Genomic DNA, 14,608 nt, shown 5'->3' on the forward strand with positions numbered 1-14,608 from the left:
AGAAAGCCCTGATTGGTCTGCCGCCTTTCAGGGCTTTTGTTTTATGCCTTTACCTGTTCCCGTGCATGCTCTCTGGTCTGACTGATTGGGGTAAGTTTTTCGATACGGGGTTGCAGCCGTCCTTGGTAGTTACTCCAGCCGATAGAAGCCATATAAAAGCCAGCCTCAGGCTTGAATTCCGGGTCATAACTTGGGATGACCCCTACTACCTGATCTACGAAGCATTGCAGATCGTGGCGGACGTATTCCCCGCGTTCACTTTTGCCAGTGCGTGAGCTGATTGCCAGTACTTGAATCTTGAGTTCCATGGTGTGTTTCCTTTAGTTGATTGAGTGCTTATGTACCCGCTGATTGGGTGTTAAGCCCCTACGGTGCGGGCGTTGCCGAGGGGAGTTCTATTCATAAAAGGATTGCTCTAACGCGTTTTTGGTGACGAGCGCGAGGTTGACCAGGCGGTATTTGCCGATCTCAACAACGGGGAGGTAGCCCTTATTAATCCAGCCCGTCACGGTGTCTTCAGTGACGCCTACCAAGTCAGCAAACTTGCGACGCGCCATCACGGGCACAGGTGGCAATTGACTTGTATCTAATTGAGTGTCCATAATCACCTATAGCTTTCATTGCATGTCATTGGATGTTCTTATAGGACTATATTCGTTTAAGAATATAGTATGGATCAAACTATATTCGCATAAAGATACAGATGTCAATATCTCAGGGTAAAAAAATTAGATTGATCCGTGAGAGCTTAAACATGGGGAGAGGTGAATTCTCAGATACCACGGGGATACCAAAACAAACCTTGATTGGTTATGAGATGGAAAGAACAAAACCCGGGGGAGAAGCTCTCGCTTCAATCGCAAAGGTGTGGCCAGAGTTTGCTGCATATCTTCTTACGGATGAAACTCACATAAAACAAAGAAAACCCGAGTTAGATCAAACAAGATTAAAAAGCCAAGAATGAAACATCAAATAGGCTAATAAATAATAAGCACAAACAGTTAATTAAAGTCAGGAGGGGAACATGGCAAGACAAATAGGATTAAGTATTTCGGGGATTAATATCGTTACACACCCACACTCCCCAGAGAGATATGTGGATTTATTCAAGTCTCTTTACTCACTTAAACTAAGCAGATCAATTCGCACCACTCAACGCATCATGCTTGGTGAGCTGTCAAGAATTGATGACAGCGATCTTACAGAAGGAATTTTTGGAAGAATATACAAGTTTGATCAAATTGATCCAAATATGCCTTGGTTCAATGTAGAAACAAATGAGGTTGCTACAGATGAAGAACTTGCTGCTATTTCGATACCAGAATCATTAAAGCCAAACTTCACAACATTTGATTTTGTCTTCTACCCTAAGACACACAAATTTTTCTTCACCAGCTCTCATAAAGGGAAACATTTAAGCGCTGGCGTTGTGAAACGGCTATTTGAATATCTTATCGAGCACCCAGCAATCAGAGAGAATTTTGGAAAAGTAGAAATAACAATAATTCCAGACCAAACACAGCTAGAAAATATATTTAATATTTACAATTTACGGAAATTAGAGATTGATGTTGTTTTACCTAATCCAGACGACAACGAAGAGGACGAAAGAGAAATATTTAGTCGCTTAGAGCGGCAAAATGCGAGAAGAATTAAACAAGTAATTGTTGCAGAACCTAGAGAATCAATTGAGCCTGACGAAGAAACAAAGAAACTTGCAAGAGTTGCCGCTTCGAACGGAAAGGTAATAGGAACTGGTTATACCCAAACAGGTGAAAAGATTGAAGAGTCAACAACAAAAACCCCATGGAGCAACCAAATCACATACGATCCGGACACTGAAATTCCAGCACTTGTTCTAATCCAAAACACCAGGCCATGAACACGATCAAAAAGTATGGGAAACAATATATAGGTGTAAAAAACATCCTTAAGAAATATTGGAGGATTTATGGTGGCTGTAATGCATTGATTGGCTCACCCTATTTGCACCTATCTTTACTTTTAACAGCGATAAGCTCGCACTACTGGATTTATACGGAAAATTGGTTTGATCTCCCGACATCGGTTCTTCCAAATCTTATTGGTTTTACACTAGCCGGGCTGGCTATTTTCTTATCATTTGGCAATGATCAATATCAAAATCTCATAACCGGAAAATTCCCAGATGAAGACTCCAACAGAAACTCTCCATACCTAGGATTTTCAGTTACCTTTCTTCATTTTGTTTTAGTGCAAATAGTTGCGCTTCTTTTTGCATTGATAACAAAATCCCTTCAATTTCCATTTCCATTTGGAGTTGAATTTTATAACAACTATTTCAAATATTTTGTTATAGCTGCAAATGGAATAGGATACTGGATATTTTTATACAGTATCTGCATTGGGATTGCAGCGGTTTTTAGCATATTTAGACTAATTTGTTCCTTTGATGAATACGCCACTCTCGAAAGGGAAAGGCTATTACAAATAGAAAGTGAGTCTAATGCTAAAAACATTTCTAAGAATGATGATATCAAGCTAAAAAATTAGAGCTATATTCATACATTAAATTCAAGCAAGTAGTCAGCCCATTTTTGCATCATCTCCGTTCTCTGTTCGATAAATTTAGTGCGGTTATACGCAGCACCTAAGGCATCTGGGACTTTATGGGCTAGCTGATGCTCGATGACGTAGGGATCGAAGTTTAAGCGTTCGTGCAGTATCGTGCGGGCCATGGCGCGAAAACCGTGGCCTGTTATCTCTGTTTGGGTGTTATAGCCCATTCTCTTTAAGGCGGCATTGATTGCTGCCGCGCTCATGGGCTTTTTTGGATCGTGTCCACCCATAAATACCCATTCTCCATGCCCCGATACAGGCTTGATCGCTTCCAGCAGCTCAACCGCCTGTGTGGAAAGTGGCACCAAGTGATCAATATTGGTTTTGCTGACCCTAAAGCGCCACTCCTTCTTTTCCAGATCAATATCTGCCCATCTTGCCTTGCGTAGCTCGCTAGGGCGCACGAATACGAGTGGGGCTAACCTCAGGGCTGTCTGTACCGTGAAAGAGCCTGTGAAGCCTTCTATTGCTTTCAGCAGTTGGGCAACTTGCTCGGGTTCTGTGAACGAGGCCATATGCTTGACGTTATGTGATGGCAGAGCTCGTCTTAAATCATGCGTAACGTCACGTATTGCCCGGCCCGTTTGAACCGCATATCTGAAGACCTGCCCTGTCGCCTGCAATGTGCGGTGCGCAGTCTCTATTTTGTTTTGCGCTTGAATACGCCGAATGCATTTCAGAATCTCAGGGGCAGTTAACTGATCAATAGGGACTGCTCCGATCCAAGGGAACATGAAGACTTCCAGCCGCCGAAATACGCGCTGGCGGTGTAAGTCGCTTTTATTGAGCATATAACTGGCGACCCACTCCCGCGCTATTACCTCAAAGCAGCTTTCATTTTTGGCGGTTCGTGAGGCGCGCTCTGCTTTTCGGTTCTCACCTGGATCAACAGGTGGATCATTTGCAAGGAGCTTACGGGCTTTATCAAGTTTTTCTCGGGCATGGGCAAGTGTTGTATCTGGGTAAACACCTAGAGCAAGCGTCTTCCGTTTGTAGTTAAACCGATAATCGAAGCGCCAATATTTACCGGATGACTTTACGAGTAGATATAGACCATTGCCGTCTGTCAGCTTGTAAGGCTTTGGTTTGGGATCAGCATTCTTTACTGCGAGGTCTGTAAGGGCCATGACGGTATCTGGTAATGACGGTACTTGAGATACCGCGAAAGATACCGTCAACGATTATGGACTGTCAACGAACCTCAATAGAAATCTTTAAATGTGGAATATTTATAAATAATTGTATTTATTGATATTTATAAATCGCATTAGACACCATTGGATGTCTTTGGATTGCATTATGCGAGGAGTGGTGCCGGAGATAGGAATCGAACCTACGACCTTCTCATTACGAATGAGCTGCTCTACCAACTGAGCTACACCGGCACTTGAAAGAACTGCATGAGGAATGCAGGGCTTGAATTATAAGGGCTTGCGGCGGCGAGGGCAAACCGTGGCGTGACCTTGCCCACGCTTAAACCTAGTGCTGATTGCCGTAACCGATAAGGCCGAGGATGAATCGGACGGCGCCGAAGACCAACCAGGAAAAGCCGCGGCGGATGAAGTGACCGCGCTGCCATTCTTGTGGACGTATCTGCACGGCGCCCTCTTGAATGGCGAGCTCCAGATCGTGCTTGAGGGTGAGGGCAAAAGCGTTATCCATGACGGCGACATTGGCCTCGCGCGCCAGCAGAAGACTGAATGGGTCGATGTTGGAGGAGCCGACGGTGGCCCATTTGCTATCGACCATGGCAACTTTGCTGTGCATGAAGCTTTTACGGTATTCGTAAATCTCGATACCGCTATCCAGCAGCTGATGGTAGATGGCGTGGGTGGCGGTCATGAAGACGTACTCAAGCCGCCCTTGCAGCAGCAGGCGCACGCGCACGCCGCGCTGGGCGGCGGCAATCAGGGCGCGGCGAAAGCGGCGGCCGGGCAAAAAATAGGCATTGGCGATGAGGATTTCATCGCGGGCGCGGCCGATGGCTTGCAGGTACATGCGCTCGATATCGCGCCGGTGCAGCACGTTATCGCGAATGAGAAAAGCGGCGCGGACGTTGCCAGTGATGCTGGGTTTGGTGTCGCCATCAACCGTGGAGGCATAGCGCACTTGCAGGTGCATCCAGGCGATGCGCTGCCACAGGCGCTCTACGCGCAGCTGTATTTCGGGCAGCAGCGGGCCTTGCACCCGCACGGCATAATCAATGCGCGGGCCCATGTTTCCCGGCACATCCATGTCGTCAATAATGTTGATGCCACCGACAAAGGCGACTTGCGCATCGACCGTGACCAGCTTGCGGTGCAGACGTCGAAGGCGGTTGCGTTTGAAGGTCCAGGGCGAAATCTTGGGGCGGTAAAACAGCACCTGCACGCCTGCCTGCTCCAGCTGCTCGCGGGTGTTTTCAGGGAAATGCCGGCAGCCGTAGCCATCCAGCAGCAGATGCACCTGCACACCACGGCCCACCGCATGCAGCAGCGCCGCAGTCACCTGCTGGCCGATGTCGTCCATTTCGTAGATATAGGTTTCGAGAAAAATCTCGTAGCGCGCGCTATCCAGCGCTTGCAGCAGCGCGGGAAAATATTCCGTGCCGTTGCGCAGCAGGCGTACATCATTGCCCCGGCTGTAGCGCGGCCTCATCGTTTTTCCAGCACTGCTGAGAGGGCGGCATGGTCGGAGGTGTTGGCCGCACGCACGCCACCATGCACATGCGCGCTGTGGATGTGAAAGCCGCGCACATAGATGCGGTCCAGCCGGAACAGAGGAAACATGGCGGGGAAGCTGCGCGCCGGTTTGCCATGGGCATGCTCAAACACTTCGCGCATGTTGAGCGCATCCATCACCTGATGCCCGGCCGAGAGGCGCCAATCGTTAAAATCCCCGGCGATCACGAGCGGTGCATCTTCCGGAATCACGGCATGAATGTAATCGCGCAGGGCGCCAAACTGCTTGAAACGCCAGCGGGCCAGCAGCCCAAGATGCACACAAATGCAGTGCAGGGTTTGCGGCCAGCCTTCTATCGCGATTTCACAATGCAGCAGGCCGCGCTGCTCGATTTCATGCGCAGAAATATCGTGGGTGGTGGATTGCAGGATGGGAAAGCGCGACAGCACCGCATTGCCATGATGGCCGCCGGGGTAAACCGCGTTTTTGCCATAGGCGTAGTTGGGGCCGCAGGCGTCGGCCAGAAAATGAGTTTGGCCGTTCGTCGGCCAGTGTTTAAAGCGCAGGCCATTACCATGGTGCTCGTCTTGCACTTCCTGCAAAAACACCACGTCAGCCTGCAGGTTGCGGATCATCTCGCGCTGATCATGCAGGGCCAGACGCGCATTGAAGCTCGTCACCCCTTTATGAATATTGAATGTAGCTACGCGCAGCGTGGGCAGCATGGAATCCCGATTAAGTGAACACGCAGGGTGCGACGCTGAATCGGCATCAAGGTTCCTCGCTTATGAGGCATCCAGCATGCGTTGCAGCGTGAGCTTGGCCAGCTCGGCCTCGTGTGGCGGCACGCTGATGCGGTTGACCACATTGCCATCCGCCAGGTTTTCCAGCGTCCAGGCCAAGTGTTGCGGGTCGATGCGCGCCATGGTCGAGCACTCGCAGATCACGTGCGACATGAATTGCACCAGTTTGCCTTCAGGCTTCATCTGCTCGGCCAGGCGGTTCACCAGATTCAGCTCGGTGCCCACCAGCCACTTGGTGCCCGCGGGCGCTTCGGACACGGTCTTGAGGATATATTCGGTGGAGCCGACATAGTCAGAATTCAGGCACACCTCAAACGGCGACTCGGGGTGCGAGATGACGAAGCCATCCGGATGTTCAGCACGGAAGCGCGTGATGTTCTGCTCGCGGAACATCTGGTGCACGGCGCAATGGCCTTTCCACAACAGAATCTTGGCATTCTTGATCTGCTCTTCGGTGAGGCCGCCCATGGGCTGGTCCGGGTCCCACACGGGCATTTGCTCCAAGGGAATACCCATCTTGTAACCGCTCCAACGGCCCAGGTTCTGATCCGGGAAGAACAGGACTTTTTCGCGCTGGGCAAATGCCCACTCCAGAATCTTGGGCGCATTGGTCGAGGTACAGACGATGCCGCCGTGCTCGCCGCAAAAAGCTTTGAGGTCAGCAGCGGAGTTGATGTAAGTGACCGGCGTAATGGTGGCATCAAAATCCAGCACCTTGGCCAGCTCGCGGCGCGAACGCTCTACCTTGGCGAGGTTGGCCATATCGGCCATGGAGCAACCCGCCGCCAGGTCAGGCAGAATCGCGATCTGCTCGGGACGCGACAGAATATCCGCCACCTCGGCCATGAAATGCACGCCCAGAAACACGATGTACTCCGCATCCGTCTGCGCGGCAAAGCGCGACAACTTGAGCGAATCGCCGGTGTAATCGGCATGGCGGTAAACGCTCTCCTGCTGGTAATGGTGACCGAGGATCACCAGGCGTTTGCCCAGCCTGGCCTTGGCCGCCAGAATGCGTTCCTGGCAATCATCCTCGGCGGCGTGTTGGTAGCGTTCAAATTTGATGGTGGCTGTTTGCATGATTTCCGTTTACCTGTTGGGGCGCAAGCATCTGGCTGCCGCCCTATTGTGAGCCTGGGGCTCGAATTTCAAAAAACACCTGACTCTATAATGTTTCACCATGGCGGGCGCCCAGCATGCGCAGGGCTTCGACATTGGTCCATGAAAATACTTTTTTGGCGGCCTCACGCCAGTCCACCCACTTATAGCGCACGTGCTCATCCGGCGCGAGCTGCACGGGCAATGGGGCTGGCAACTCAAGGCCGAACACATGCTCGGTATTCTCCGTTACCCCCGGCGCGTAGCGATAACGCCAGTGCGGGTAGATTTCGTACACATTGGATGCCTGCCAGTCCGTGAACTCATACTGCCGGGCATCCAGTCCGGTTTCTTCTGCCACCTCGCGTATGGCCGCATCAAACGGGGCTTCCAGCGTGCCATCGGGCAGACGTTCCACACTGCCCGTCACCGATTGCCAGTAACCCGCCTTGTCGGCGCGCTCCATCAGCAGCACTTGCAAATCCGGCGTATGAATCACGATCAAGGCAGATACCGGAATTTTAAAAGAAGACATAGTCCAGGGACAGGCTAAAAGTTAAGTGGAATCGAACTATACCAGCGGGGGAGAGGCGGCGGCTTGGTTCTCCCCAAAATCAGTCACCCTCAAATTCGCACAGGGCATAAGCTTTGAGGCCCAGCGCCGCCAATCGTTTCATGCCCCCCAGATCCGGCAGGTCGACAATAAACGCACACTCGGCCACTTCGCCACCCAGCTGGCGTATCAACATCACCGCCGCCTCGGCGGTGCCGCCCGTGGCAATCAGGTCATCTACCAGCAATACCCGCTCGCCCGGCGCAATCGCATCAGTATGAATTTCCACGCGGTCAGTACCATACTCCAGCGCATAGTCATGACCCAGCACCTCGCCCGGCAGCTTGCCGCGCTTGCGCACCGGCACAAAGCCCACGCCCAGCCGATACGCCAGCGCCGCGCCCACGATAAAACCGCGCGATTCTATGCCCACCACCTTGCTGATGGTCTGGTCACGATACCGCGCCGCCAGTTGGTCTATGGTCAGCCGCAAGCCCTCTGCATCTTTCAGCAGCGTCGTGATATCACGAAACTGGATGCCAGGCTTGGGGTAGTCGGGGATGGTGCGGATGAGGGATTTGATGGTCATAAATGCTTTTGTGAAAATCAGCTCAATGAGGCAACAGCAACCAGCCCGTCACGATGTATTTGGAGCCTTGCGATACCACTTCGCCAGCATGCGCATGCGTCCACTCGGCTGGCCAGATCAGGGTTTTGCCTTTTTCCGGTTTGATCCTGAGTTGCTGATGAATAAAATGGGTGTGGCCATCCTCAAAATCATCGTTCAGATACGTCATGAAGGCAAACAGCCGATGCAATGATGCAATATCAGTGCGCTCGCTGTGTACATGGGCAAAATGCCCGCCCGGATTGTATTTCTGGATATTGAATCGGCCGATATCCAGCACGGGAAAGGTTTTCTCCAGAAAAGGCCATTGCTTGGCGTAATCGGTATAGCACGCATAGAGCTGAGCCATATACGCCTTGATGCAGCGATGACTGGGCGTATTGATATCCGCCGGAGCAATCGACATATCCAGCGAGTTTTTGACCTTGGGATCAAAGCCCTCCAAGGTCACGCCTTGGCGCTGCCTGTCTTGATGCTCCTCAAAAAAACGGATGAGCTCATCACACAAGGATATGTCATCCAGCTTCCAGGCACCGATAAAATGCGGACTGGTCTCACAGGCAATTTTGATTTGTTCCATCAGCTTACGCCTATAAAGTGGCGTACCCCTTTCCTAGCCTGAATCTTATAAAACCAGAGCCCTTGCGTATGGTCTCCAGTCCCTTGGTATGCATGCCTTGCGACAAATACAGGTTGCCCAGGTTATCAAAGGCTTCCTTGAAATTCTTGTGCGCCTTGGTCAAGCGCTCATAGGTCTCGATGGCACCAGCAATGTCGCCGCTACCCTTGAGCGCCGTACCGAGGTTGAGCAGAATTTCCGGCTTGTCAGCGATGTGTTGCAAGGCCGTACGGTAGCATGTGATAGCTTCGGCATATTGACGCTTTGCCAGATAAGCGTTGCCCAGATTGATATACGCCGTATGAAAATCCGGATGCCCCGCAATAATCGCCTGTAAGCGCTGGATGGCTTCATCCGTCTGCCCGGCATTCAACAAGGCATTCGACAGATTGAACCTGGCCTCCAGATGATCGCCCTGCATCGCCAGCACCCGCTCATACGATTCAATCGCCGCCGCATACTGCCCGGCTTGCGCAAGGGTATTGGCGAGATTGAAATGCGCCTCCCATACCTGCGGATTGCTCGCAATCACATACCGGAAACTGGCGATAGCCTCGGTTAACTGGCCCAGCGCCTTTTGCTGTACACCAAGCAGAAAATAGGCCTCTGCATATTGCGGATTGGCCTTGATCGCTGCCTGCAGACTGGCAACCGCCTCTTTTACCTTCTTCTGCTCTACATAGAAGACCGCAAGGTTGTAATGCGCATCCGCAATATGCGGATGAATGGCCAGAGCCTGCTTGCAGGTAGCAATCGCTTGCTGCAAACGTCCAGAGACATAGTGCAGATTGGCATAGTTAAGATACACCGCCGGATTGCGCGAACGCATGCCAACCAATTGCCGAAAAACCGCTTCTGCTTCCTTGTACTGACCACGTTGCTGCAACAACAAAGCCTGATCCAACAGCTGGTTCTCGGTAGGCATGCCAGGTGAGCCAGGTTTCATCGCTTCACTCCTCTCGATCTGTTGCCGCTAGTGCCTGGCGAAACAGGTCTTCAAGATTGGCCGCATAACGCGCCGCATCAAACACGTGACGCTCATTTTTGTTGCGTTCCAAAGCCTGCCGCAATGTATCACGCCGGGATTCGTCCCCGGCCAGTTGCAAGGCGAGCCGCTCGTAATCAGACAAAGAGCTTGTCATCAGCTCCTGCATGCCTAATGCCTGTAACAGACTGCCCGCCACTCGCGAGGAGAATATCTGCCCCATGCAAGTAATGACAGGCAAGCCAGCCCATAAAGCATCGCTGGCAGTGGTATGAGCATTATAAGGATAGGTATCCAGGAATAAATCAGCCAGCCCTTGGCGTGCCAGATGGTCTTCCAGACGAGGCAAGCGCGGAGCAAAGACCAAGCGATCAGCCGCCACGCCTAAACGTGTTGCCTCGGCCCGCAAATTGTTTTTCACGTGATCACTCGCATCAGACAACCAGAGCACGCTAGCTTCAACATGGTTCAACAAGCGCATCCAGACCTCAAACACCTCTGGAGAAATCTTGTAATGATTGTTGAAAGCGCAAAATACCAGGCCCTGCTCAGGCAGCCCCGCTTGGGCACGGCTTGGCGTGGCAGCGGGCAGCACGCTGGTATCGCGTGGCAACAACGGCTCTGGCAGTCGCAATACCTGCTCAGAATAATGCGTGGCTAGCTCAGGCGGGATAACCGTATTGTCCGCAATGATGTAATCCATGTAAGGCGCACCCGTCGTACCGGAATACCCGAGATATCCTATCTGCAAAGGCGCCGCGCGGAGAGCAAAAATCGCAGGGCGGGCATGCGTGGTATAGCCCATCAAATCAATAGCGAGATGCACACTCTGCTCACGCATCAGAGCCACTACTTGCTCGTCACTCTGCTGGCGCACATCAAAAAACTGATCACATGCATTGATCACACGCTGGCGAATGGGACTACCATCATTCGGGCCCAGAGATATGCCAATGACTTCAAACTGGGAGCGGTCATGGCGCTCAAGCACTTCAATCAAAAGCTGCGAAACAGGATGCTGGCGGAAGTCTGCAGAAACATAGGCAACCCTTATTTTCCCGGTAACTTCGGGCATGGCGGGACGAGCTGCCCCTTCAGGATACATCGTCTGGGCAAAGGTACGCGCACACGCAAGTTCAATCTCAGGGGCATCTGACACGGGGCGCAATTCAAACACCTTGATCGGACGACCACCACTCATGATCTGGCGCCTGATTTCTTTTACGCTGGCAGCATAACCATGCCAATCGCAGCCATGGATACGAGAATACAGTCGACCACCCTGCGCCCACTCATAGGAGGGATCCAGGGCTAGTAGACGGTCAAACGTAGCAATGGCTTCCGGGTGAAGGTAAAGCTGCTGATACACATTCGCCAGATTGCTCAATGCGCCCGCATGTTGAGGCGCAATGTCTAGTACTCGCTCATACAGGGCAATCGCACCCCGGTAATCATAAATATCCTGCAAGGCGTTACCCTGATTGATCAGAGCGCCGACATGCTGAGGATTCAACTTTAATGCCTGCTGAAAATGCAGTACCGCACGTTGAAGCTGACCGCTGGCACGACATATTTCACCCAGATTGTTATGGGCATCTGGCTGATTGGGATACGTGCGTATCGAGCGTTCTAGCAACTGGATAGCTGCCTCTGCATTACCCGCGTAGTAGGCCAGCACGCCCAGCAGCGTCATGGCCTGATAATGGGTAGCATCTGCCTGCAAAATACGCTGGCAGATGCCTATTGCTGACGCAAAATCTCCATTTTCAAAATGCCGAACAGCTTGGGCCAAGGCTTGTGCATGCACCGGCGATGAGGCATCGCCGGCCCTCCCACAGCACTGTTTATATTTTTTACCGCTGCCGCAAACGCAAGGATCGTTGCGGCCCGGTTTTGCTGCTGACATCAATCTCGCTCAAGCCTTTGCTAATCGCAAAATCAGGCTGCAGCGTTCTGTTGCCGTACGCGGATATGCAACTCACGCAACTGCTTCTCGTCGACTTCGTTGGGCGCATTGGTCATCAGGCATTGCGCGCGCTGGGTCTTGGGGAAGGCAATCACGTCGCGGATGGATTCGGCACCAGCCATCAGCGTGACCAGACGGTCCAAACCGAAGGCCAGACCTCCATGCGGAGGTGCGCCGTATTGCAGGGCGTCGAGCAGGAAGCCGAATTTCTCCTGGGCTTCTTCCTTGCTGATCTTGAGCGCGTCGAATACCTTGGATTGCACTTCCTGTTTGTGGATACGCACGGAACCACCGCCGACTTCCCAGCCATTGAGCACCATGTCGTAGGCTTTGGACAGGGCAGCACCGGGGTTGGTGGTGAGCAAGTCTTCGTGACCATCCTTGGGGCTGGTGAAGGGGTGATGCAACGCGACCCAGCGGTCGGCTTCTTCGTCGTGTTCGAACATGGGGAAATCCACCACCCACAGCGGTGCCCAGGCACGGCCATCAACATGGCCTTTTTCGTGGCCGACCTTGGTGCGCAAGGCGCCCAAGGCTTCGTTCACCACCTTGGCCTTGTCGGCGCCGAAGAAGACGATATCGCCATTTTGCGCACCGGTGCGGTCAATGATGGCTTGCAGCGCATTGACGTGGATATTCTTGACGATGGGGCTTTGCAGGCCTTCTTCGTTGAGCTTGGTGATGTCGTTGATCTTGATGTAAGCCAGACCCTTGGCACCGTAGATCTTGACGAACTCGGTGTAGGCATCGATCTCGGAACGGCTGATGGCGGCGCCATTGGGCACACGCATGGCGGCCACGCGACCACCCACCATATTGGCAGCACCGGCGAACACCTTGAAATCGACATCTTTCATGATGTCGGTCAGCTCGGTGATTTCCAGGGTGACGCGCATGTCAGGCTTGTCGGAGCCGTATTTGTTCATGGCTTCGGAGAATGGCATACGTGGGAACTGCGCAGGCAGGTCAATATCCTGCACGCTCTTGAACATCTTGCGGATCATGTCTTCCACGATGTTCATGATCTCTTCTTCGCCGAGGAAGGAGGTTTCGATATCGACCTGGGTGAATTCAGGCTGGCGGTCCGCACGCAAGTCTTCGTCGCGGAAACACTTGGTGATCTGGAAGTAGCGGTCAAAGCCCGACACCATCAGCAATTGCTTGAACAGCTGGGGCGATTGCGGCAGCGCAAAGAACTGGCCGTGATGCACGCGTGATGGCACCAGGTAATCGCGGGCACCTTCTGGAGTGGAGCGCGTCAGCATCGGCGTTTCCACTTCAATGAAACCGTTGCTGTCCAGATGGTCGCGCAGGGTCTTGGCCACGCGGTAGCGCAACATCATGTTTTTCTGCATGGCGGGGCGACGCAGGTCGATGTAGCGATGCTCCAGACGCACCATTTCGCTCAGATTGTCGTCATCCAGCATGAAGGGTGGTGTCAGCGATGCATTGAGAATCTCGATCTCGGTCGCCAGCATTTCAACTTCGCCAGTAGGAATATTGGCATTCACCGTGCCTTCAGGACGGGCGCGCACCTTGCACACCACCTTCAGCACAAACTCGCTGCGTACGGTTTCGGCCAGCTTGAAGGCTTCCGGCGTATCGGGGTCGATCACGATCTGGGCCATGCCCTCGCGGTCGCGCAGGTCGATGAAGATCACGCCACCATGGTCACGGCGGCGATGCGCCCAGCCGCACAGGGTAACAGTCTGGCCAATGTGTTCGCGGTTCAGGTGACCGCAGTAATGAGTACGCATAGTGAATATCTTATTTTGTCGGGTTGGTGATGATAGGGGATTTGTCGGCAGGTGCCACCACCCCCATGGAAATAATGTACTTGAGCGCTTCGTCCACACTCATGTCGAGCTCGATCACATCTTCGCGCGGCATCATCAGAAAGAAGCCGGACGTCGGGTTGGGCGTGGTCGGCACATACACGCTGACGTAGTCACCCTTGAGATGGTTCGAGACATCGCCGCCGGGCTGCCCGGTCAGGAAAGCCACGGTCCAGCTGCCTTCACGCGGGTATTGCACCAGCAGCGCCTTGCGAAAGGCATTGCCGGAATCGGAAAACAGCGTATCCGATACCTGCTTGACGCTGTTGTAGATGCTTTTTACCACCGGCACACGGCCTAACAGGTTTTCCCACAGGGCGATCAGCTGCTTGCCGAAAAAGTTGGTGGCCACCAGCCCGGTGACAAAAATAATCAGCAGGGTAAGAATGGCGCCAATGCCGGGGACACTGCGCCCGAACTGGGCTTCAGGGCGCCAGGCCAGCGGTAGTAGCAGCAGGCTCTGGTCCATCAGGCCGATCAGGGTCGCCAGCACCCAGGCAGTAATGAACAGCGGCACCAGCACAAGCAGGCCGGTAATAAAATAACGCTTCATGGATGGATTTCTTGATTAGGGGTTAGTGGCAAGCGCAGCCGGGGTTGCAGGCGGCAGCTGCCGCTTCAGTCTTTTTTTCGGGTTTGGCACTCCCACCCTTGAAATCGGTGGCATACCAGCCGCTACCGCTCAGCTGAAAGCTGGGAGCCGATACCTGCTTGGCAAAGGTTTCCTTGCCGCACTCAGGGCAAGCAATATTCGAGGTGGCTTCGCTGACCTTGCGCATGACTTCTTTTTTGAATCCGCAACTGGTGCATTGATAATCGTAAATAGGCATGACGAATCCTATATATAAACGTAAATGATAAA

At 52.7% G+C, this 14,608-nt stretch carries 17 protein-coding genes, 1 tRNA gene and 1 pseudogene; 3 read left to right on the plus strand and 16 right to left on the minus strand.

The window, feature by feature from the left end; genetic code table 11:
• Positions 1-41: 41 nt before the first annotated feature.
• Both LG204_RS00005 and LG204_RS00010 read right to left on the minus strand, forming a co-directional pair.
• The gene (locus LG204_RS00005; RefSeq protein ID WP_012777809.1) at positions 42-308 is read right to left on the minus strand and encodes a hypothetical protein; all 267 of its coding nucleotides are present in this window, start codon (positions 306-308) and stop codon (positions 42-44) included.
• A gap of 87 nt (positions 309-395) precedes the next feature.
• Entirely contained in the window at positions 396-602 is a 207-nt protein-coding gene (locus tag LG204_RS00010; RefSeq protein WP_230335346.1) for a MerR family transcriptional regulator, read from the minus strand.
• A 101-nt stretch (positions 603-703) separates the two neighbouring features.
• Between LG204_RS00010 and LG204_RS00015 the strand changes: the two genes are divergently transcribed.
• From LG204_RS00015 to LG204_RS00025, 3 genes are read left to right on the plus strand one after another with little or no spacing between them, the layout of a single operon-like run.
• Positions 704-964, plus strand: coding sequence for a helix-turn-helix domain-containing protein (locus LG204_RS00015; RefSeq protein WP_230335347.1), 261 nt, complete (start codon positions 704-706; stop codon positions 962-964).
• Positions 965-1,024: 60 nt separating this feature from the next.
• Positions 1,025-1,882 carry a DUF4747 family protein gene (locus LG204_RS00020; protein WP_230335348.1) on the plus strand — a complete coding sequence of 286 codons (858 nt, stop codon included), beginning with the start codon at positions 1,025-1,027 and terminating at the stop codon, positions 1,880-1,882.
• Positions 1,879-2,532, plus strand: coding sequence for a hypothetical protein (locus LG204_RS00025; protein WP_230335349.1), 654 nt, complete (start codon positions 1,879-1,881; stop codon positions 2,530-2,532). Before LG204_RS00020 ends, LG204_RS00025 begins: the two co-directional genes overlap by 4 nt.
• Before the next feature lie 8 nt (positions 2,533-2,540).
• Here the strand turns inward: LG204_RS00025 and LG204_RS00030 are convergent, their stop codons facing one another.
• The 14 genes and pseudogenes from LG204_RS00030 to LG204_RS00090 all read right to left on the minus strand — a co-directional run bounded on the left by LG204_RS00030 (position 2,541) and on the right by LG204_RS00090 (position 14,576).
• Entirely contained in the window at positions 2,541-3,725 is a 1,185-nt protein-coding gene (locus LG204_RS00030; RefSeq protein ID WP_230335350.1) for a tyrosine-type recombinase/integrase, read from the minus strand.
• A gap of 182 nt (positions 3,726-3,907) precedes the next feature.
• Positions 3,908-3,983 (minus strand) — tRNA-Thr (locus LG204_RS00035).
• A gap of 94 nt (positions 3,984-4,077) precedes the next feature.
• A complete protein-coding gene (clsB, locus tag LG204_RS00040) occupies positions 4,078-5,235 on the minus strand; it encodes a cardiolipin synthase ClsB (protein ID WP_230335351.1) in 1,158 nt (385 codons plus the stop codon).
• Complete coding sequence (locus LG204_RS00045; RefSeq protein ID WP_230335352.1) at positions 5,232-5,984, minus strand: endonuclease/exonuclease/phosphatase family protein; 753 nt, start codon at positions 5,982-5,984, stop codon at positions 5,232-5,234. Before LG204_RS00045 ends, clsB begins: the two co-directional genes overlap by 4 nt.
• Before the next feature lie 60 nt (positions 5,985-6,044).
• Positions 6,045-7,142 carry a quinolinate synthase NadA gene (nadA, locus tag LG204_RS00050; protein WP_015830951.1) on the minus strand — a complete coding sequence of 366 codons (1,098 nt, stop codon included), beginning with the start codon at positions 7,140-7,142 and terminating at the stop codon, positions 6,045-6,047.
• A gap of 85 nt (positions 7,143-7,227) precedes the next feature.
• Positions 7,228-7,695, minus strand: a complete 468-nt coding sequence (gene nudB, locus LG204_RS00055) for a dihydroneopterin triphosphate diphosphatase (protein ID WP_230335353.1) — start codon at positions 7,693-7,695, stop codon at positions 7,228-7,230.
• 79 nt (positions 7,696-7,774) lie between these two features.
• On the minus strand, positions 7,775-8,302 hold the full coding sequence (locus LG204_RS00060; RefSeq protein ID WP_230335354.1) for an adenine phosphoribosyltransferase: 528 nt from the start codon (positions 8,300-8,302) through the stop codon (positions 7,775-7,777).
• Between the two features lie 22 nt (positions 8,303-8,324).
• Positions 8,325-8,921, minus strand: a complete 597-nt coding sequence (locus tag LG204_RS00065; protein ID WP_230335355.1) for a 2OG-Fe(II) oxygenase — start codon at positions 8,919-8,921, stop codon at positions 8,325-8,327.
• Positions 8,922-8,931: 10 nt separating this feature from the next.
• The gene (locus LG204_RS00070; RefSeq protein WP_230335356.1) at positions 8,932-9,906 is read right to left on the minus strand and encodes a tetratricopeptide repeat protein; all 975 of its coding nucleotides are present in this window, start codon (positions 9,904-9,906) and stop codon (positions 8,932-8,934) included.
• A gap of 4 nt (positions 9,907-9,910) precedes the next feature.
• Complete coding sequence (locus tag LG204_RS00075) at positions 9,911-11,737, minus strand: O-linked N-acetylglucosamine transferase, SPINDLY family protein (protein WP_230335357.1); 1,827 nt, start codon at positions 11,735-11,737, stop codon at positions 9,911-9,913.
• A 36-nt stretch (positions 11,738-11,773) separates the two neighbouring features.
• Positions 11,774-11,851: pseudogene (locus tag LG204_RS14125) on the minus strand (SEC-C metal-binding domain-containing protein); the annotation flags it as partial.
• A 32-nt stretch (positions 11,852-11,883) separates the two neighbouring features.
• Positions 11,884-13,668 (minus strand): aspartate--tRNA ligase, encoded by a 1,785-nt coding sequence (aspS, locus tag LG204_RS00080; protein ID WP_230335358.1) that lies wholly within the window; start codon positions 13,666-13,668, stop codon positions 11,884-11,886.
• 10 nt (positions 13,669-13,678) lie between these two features.
• Positions 13,679-14,299 carry a DUF502 domain-containing protein gene (locus LG204_RS00085; protein WP_230335359.1) on the minus strand — a complete coding sequence of 207 codons (621 nt, stop codon included), beginning with the start codon at positions 14,297-14,299 and terminating at the stop codon, positions 13,679-13,681.
• A 22-nt stretch (positions 14,300-14,321) separates the two neighbouring features.
• Positions 14,322-14,576: an FmdB family zinc ribbon protein gene (locus LG204_RS00090; protein WP_230335360.1), complete on the minus strand. Its 255-nt coding sequence runs from the start codon at positions 14,574-14,576 to the stop codon at positions 14,322-14,324.
• Positions 14,577-14,608: the final 32 nt, after the last annotated feature.

This window comes from Methylovorus menthalis (assembly GCF_020523625.1).
In the GTDB taxonomy this organism is placed as follows: Bacteria; Pseudomonadota; Gammaproteobacteria; order Burkholderiales; family Methylophilaceae; genus Methylovorus; species Methylovorus menthalis.

Excerpts from the sequence above, each read along its gene's own strand:
- LG204_RS00005 (WP_012777809.1), bottom strand. The coding sequence starts at position 308 with ATGGAACTCAAGATTCAAGTACTGGCAATCAGCTCACGCACTGGCAAA.
- LG204_RS00010 (WP_230335346.1), bottom strand. The coding sequence starts at position 602 with ATGGACACTCAATTAGATACAAGTCAATTGCCACCTGTGCCCGTGATG.
- LG204_RS00015 (WP_230335347.1), top strand. The coding sequence starts at position 704 with ATGTCAATATCTCAGGGTAAAAAAATTAGATTGATCCGTGAGAGCTTA.
- LG204_RS00020 (WP_230335348.1), top strand. The coding sequence starts at position 1,025 with ATGGCAAGACAAATAGGATTAAGTATTTCGGGGATTAATATCGTTACA.
- LG204_RS00025 (WP_230335349.1), top strand. The coding sequence starts at position 1,879 with ATGAACACGATCAAAAAGTATGGGAAACAATATATAGGTGTAAAAAAC.
- LG204_RS00030 (WP_230335350.1), bottom strand. The coding sequence starts at position 3,725 with ATGGCCCTTACAGACCTCGCAGTAAAGAATGCTGATCCCAAACCAAAG.
- clsB (WP_230335351.1), bottom strand. The coding sequence starts at position 5,235 with ATGAGGCCGCGCTACAGCCGGGGCAATGATGTACGCCTGCTGCGCAAC.
- LG204_RS00045 (WP_230335352.1), bottom strand. The coding sequence starts at position 5,984 with ATGCTGCCCACGCTGCGCGTAGCTACATTCAATATTCATAAAGGGGTG.
- nadA (WP_015830951.1), bottom strand. The coding sequence starts at position 7,142 with ATGCAAACAGCCACCATCAAATTTGAACGCTACCAACACGCCGCCGAG.
- nudB (WP_230335353.1), bottom strand. The coding sequence starts at position 7,695 with ATGTCTTCTTTTAAAATTCCGGTATCTGCCTTGATCGTGATTCATACG.
- LG204_RS00060 (WP_230335354.1), bottom strand. The coding sequence starts at position 8,302 with ATGACCATCAAATCCCTCATCCGCACCATCCCCGACTACCCCAAGCCT.
- LG204_RS00065 (WP_230335355.1), bottom strand. The coding sequence starts at position 8,921 with ATGGAACAAATCAAAATTGCCTGTGAGACCAGTCCGCATTTTATCGGT.
- LG204_RS00070 (WP_230335356.1), bottom strand. The coding sequence starts at position 9,906 with ATGAAACCTGGCTCACCTGGCATGCCTACCGAGAACCAGCTGTTGGAT.
- aspS (WP_230335358.1), bottom strand. The coding sequence starts at position 13,668 with ATGCGTACTCATTACTGCGGTCACCTGAACCGCGAACACATTGGCCAG.
- LG204_RS00085 (WP_230335359.1), bottom strand. The coding sequence starts at position 14,299 with ATGAAGCGTTATTTTATTACCGGCCTGCTTGTGCTGGTGCCGCTGTTC.
- LG204_RS00090 (WP_230335360.1), bottom strand. The coding sequence starts at position 14,576 with ATGCCTATTTACGATTATCAATGCACCAGTTGCGGATTCAAAAAAGAA.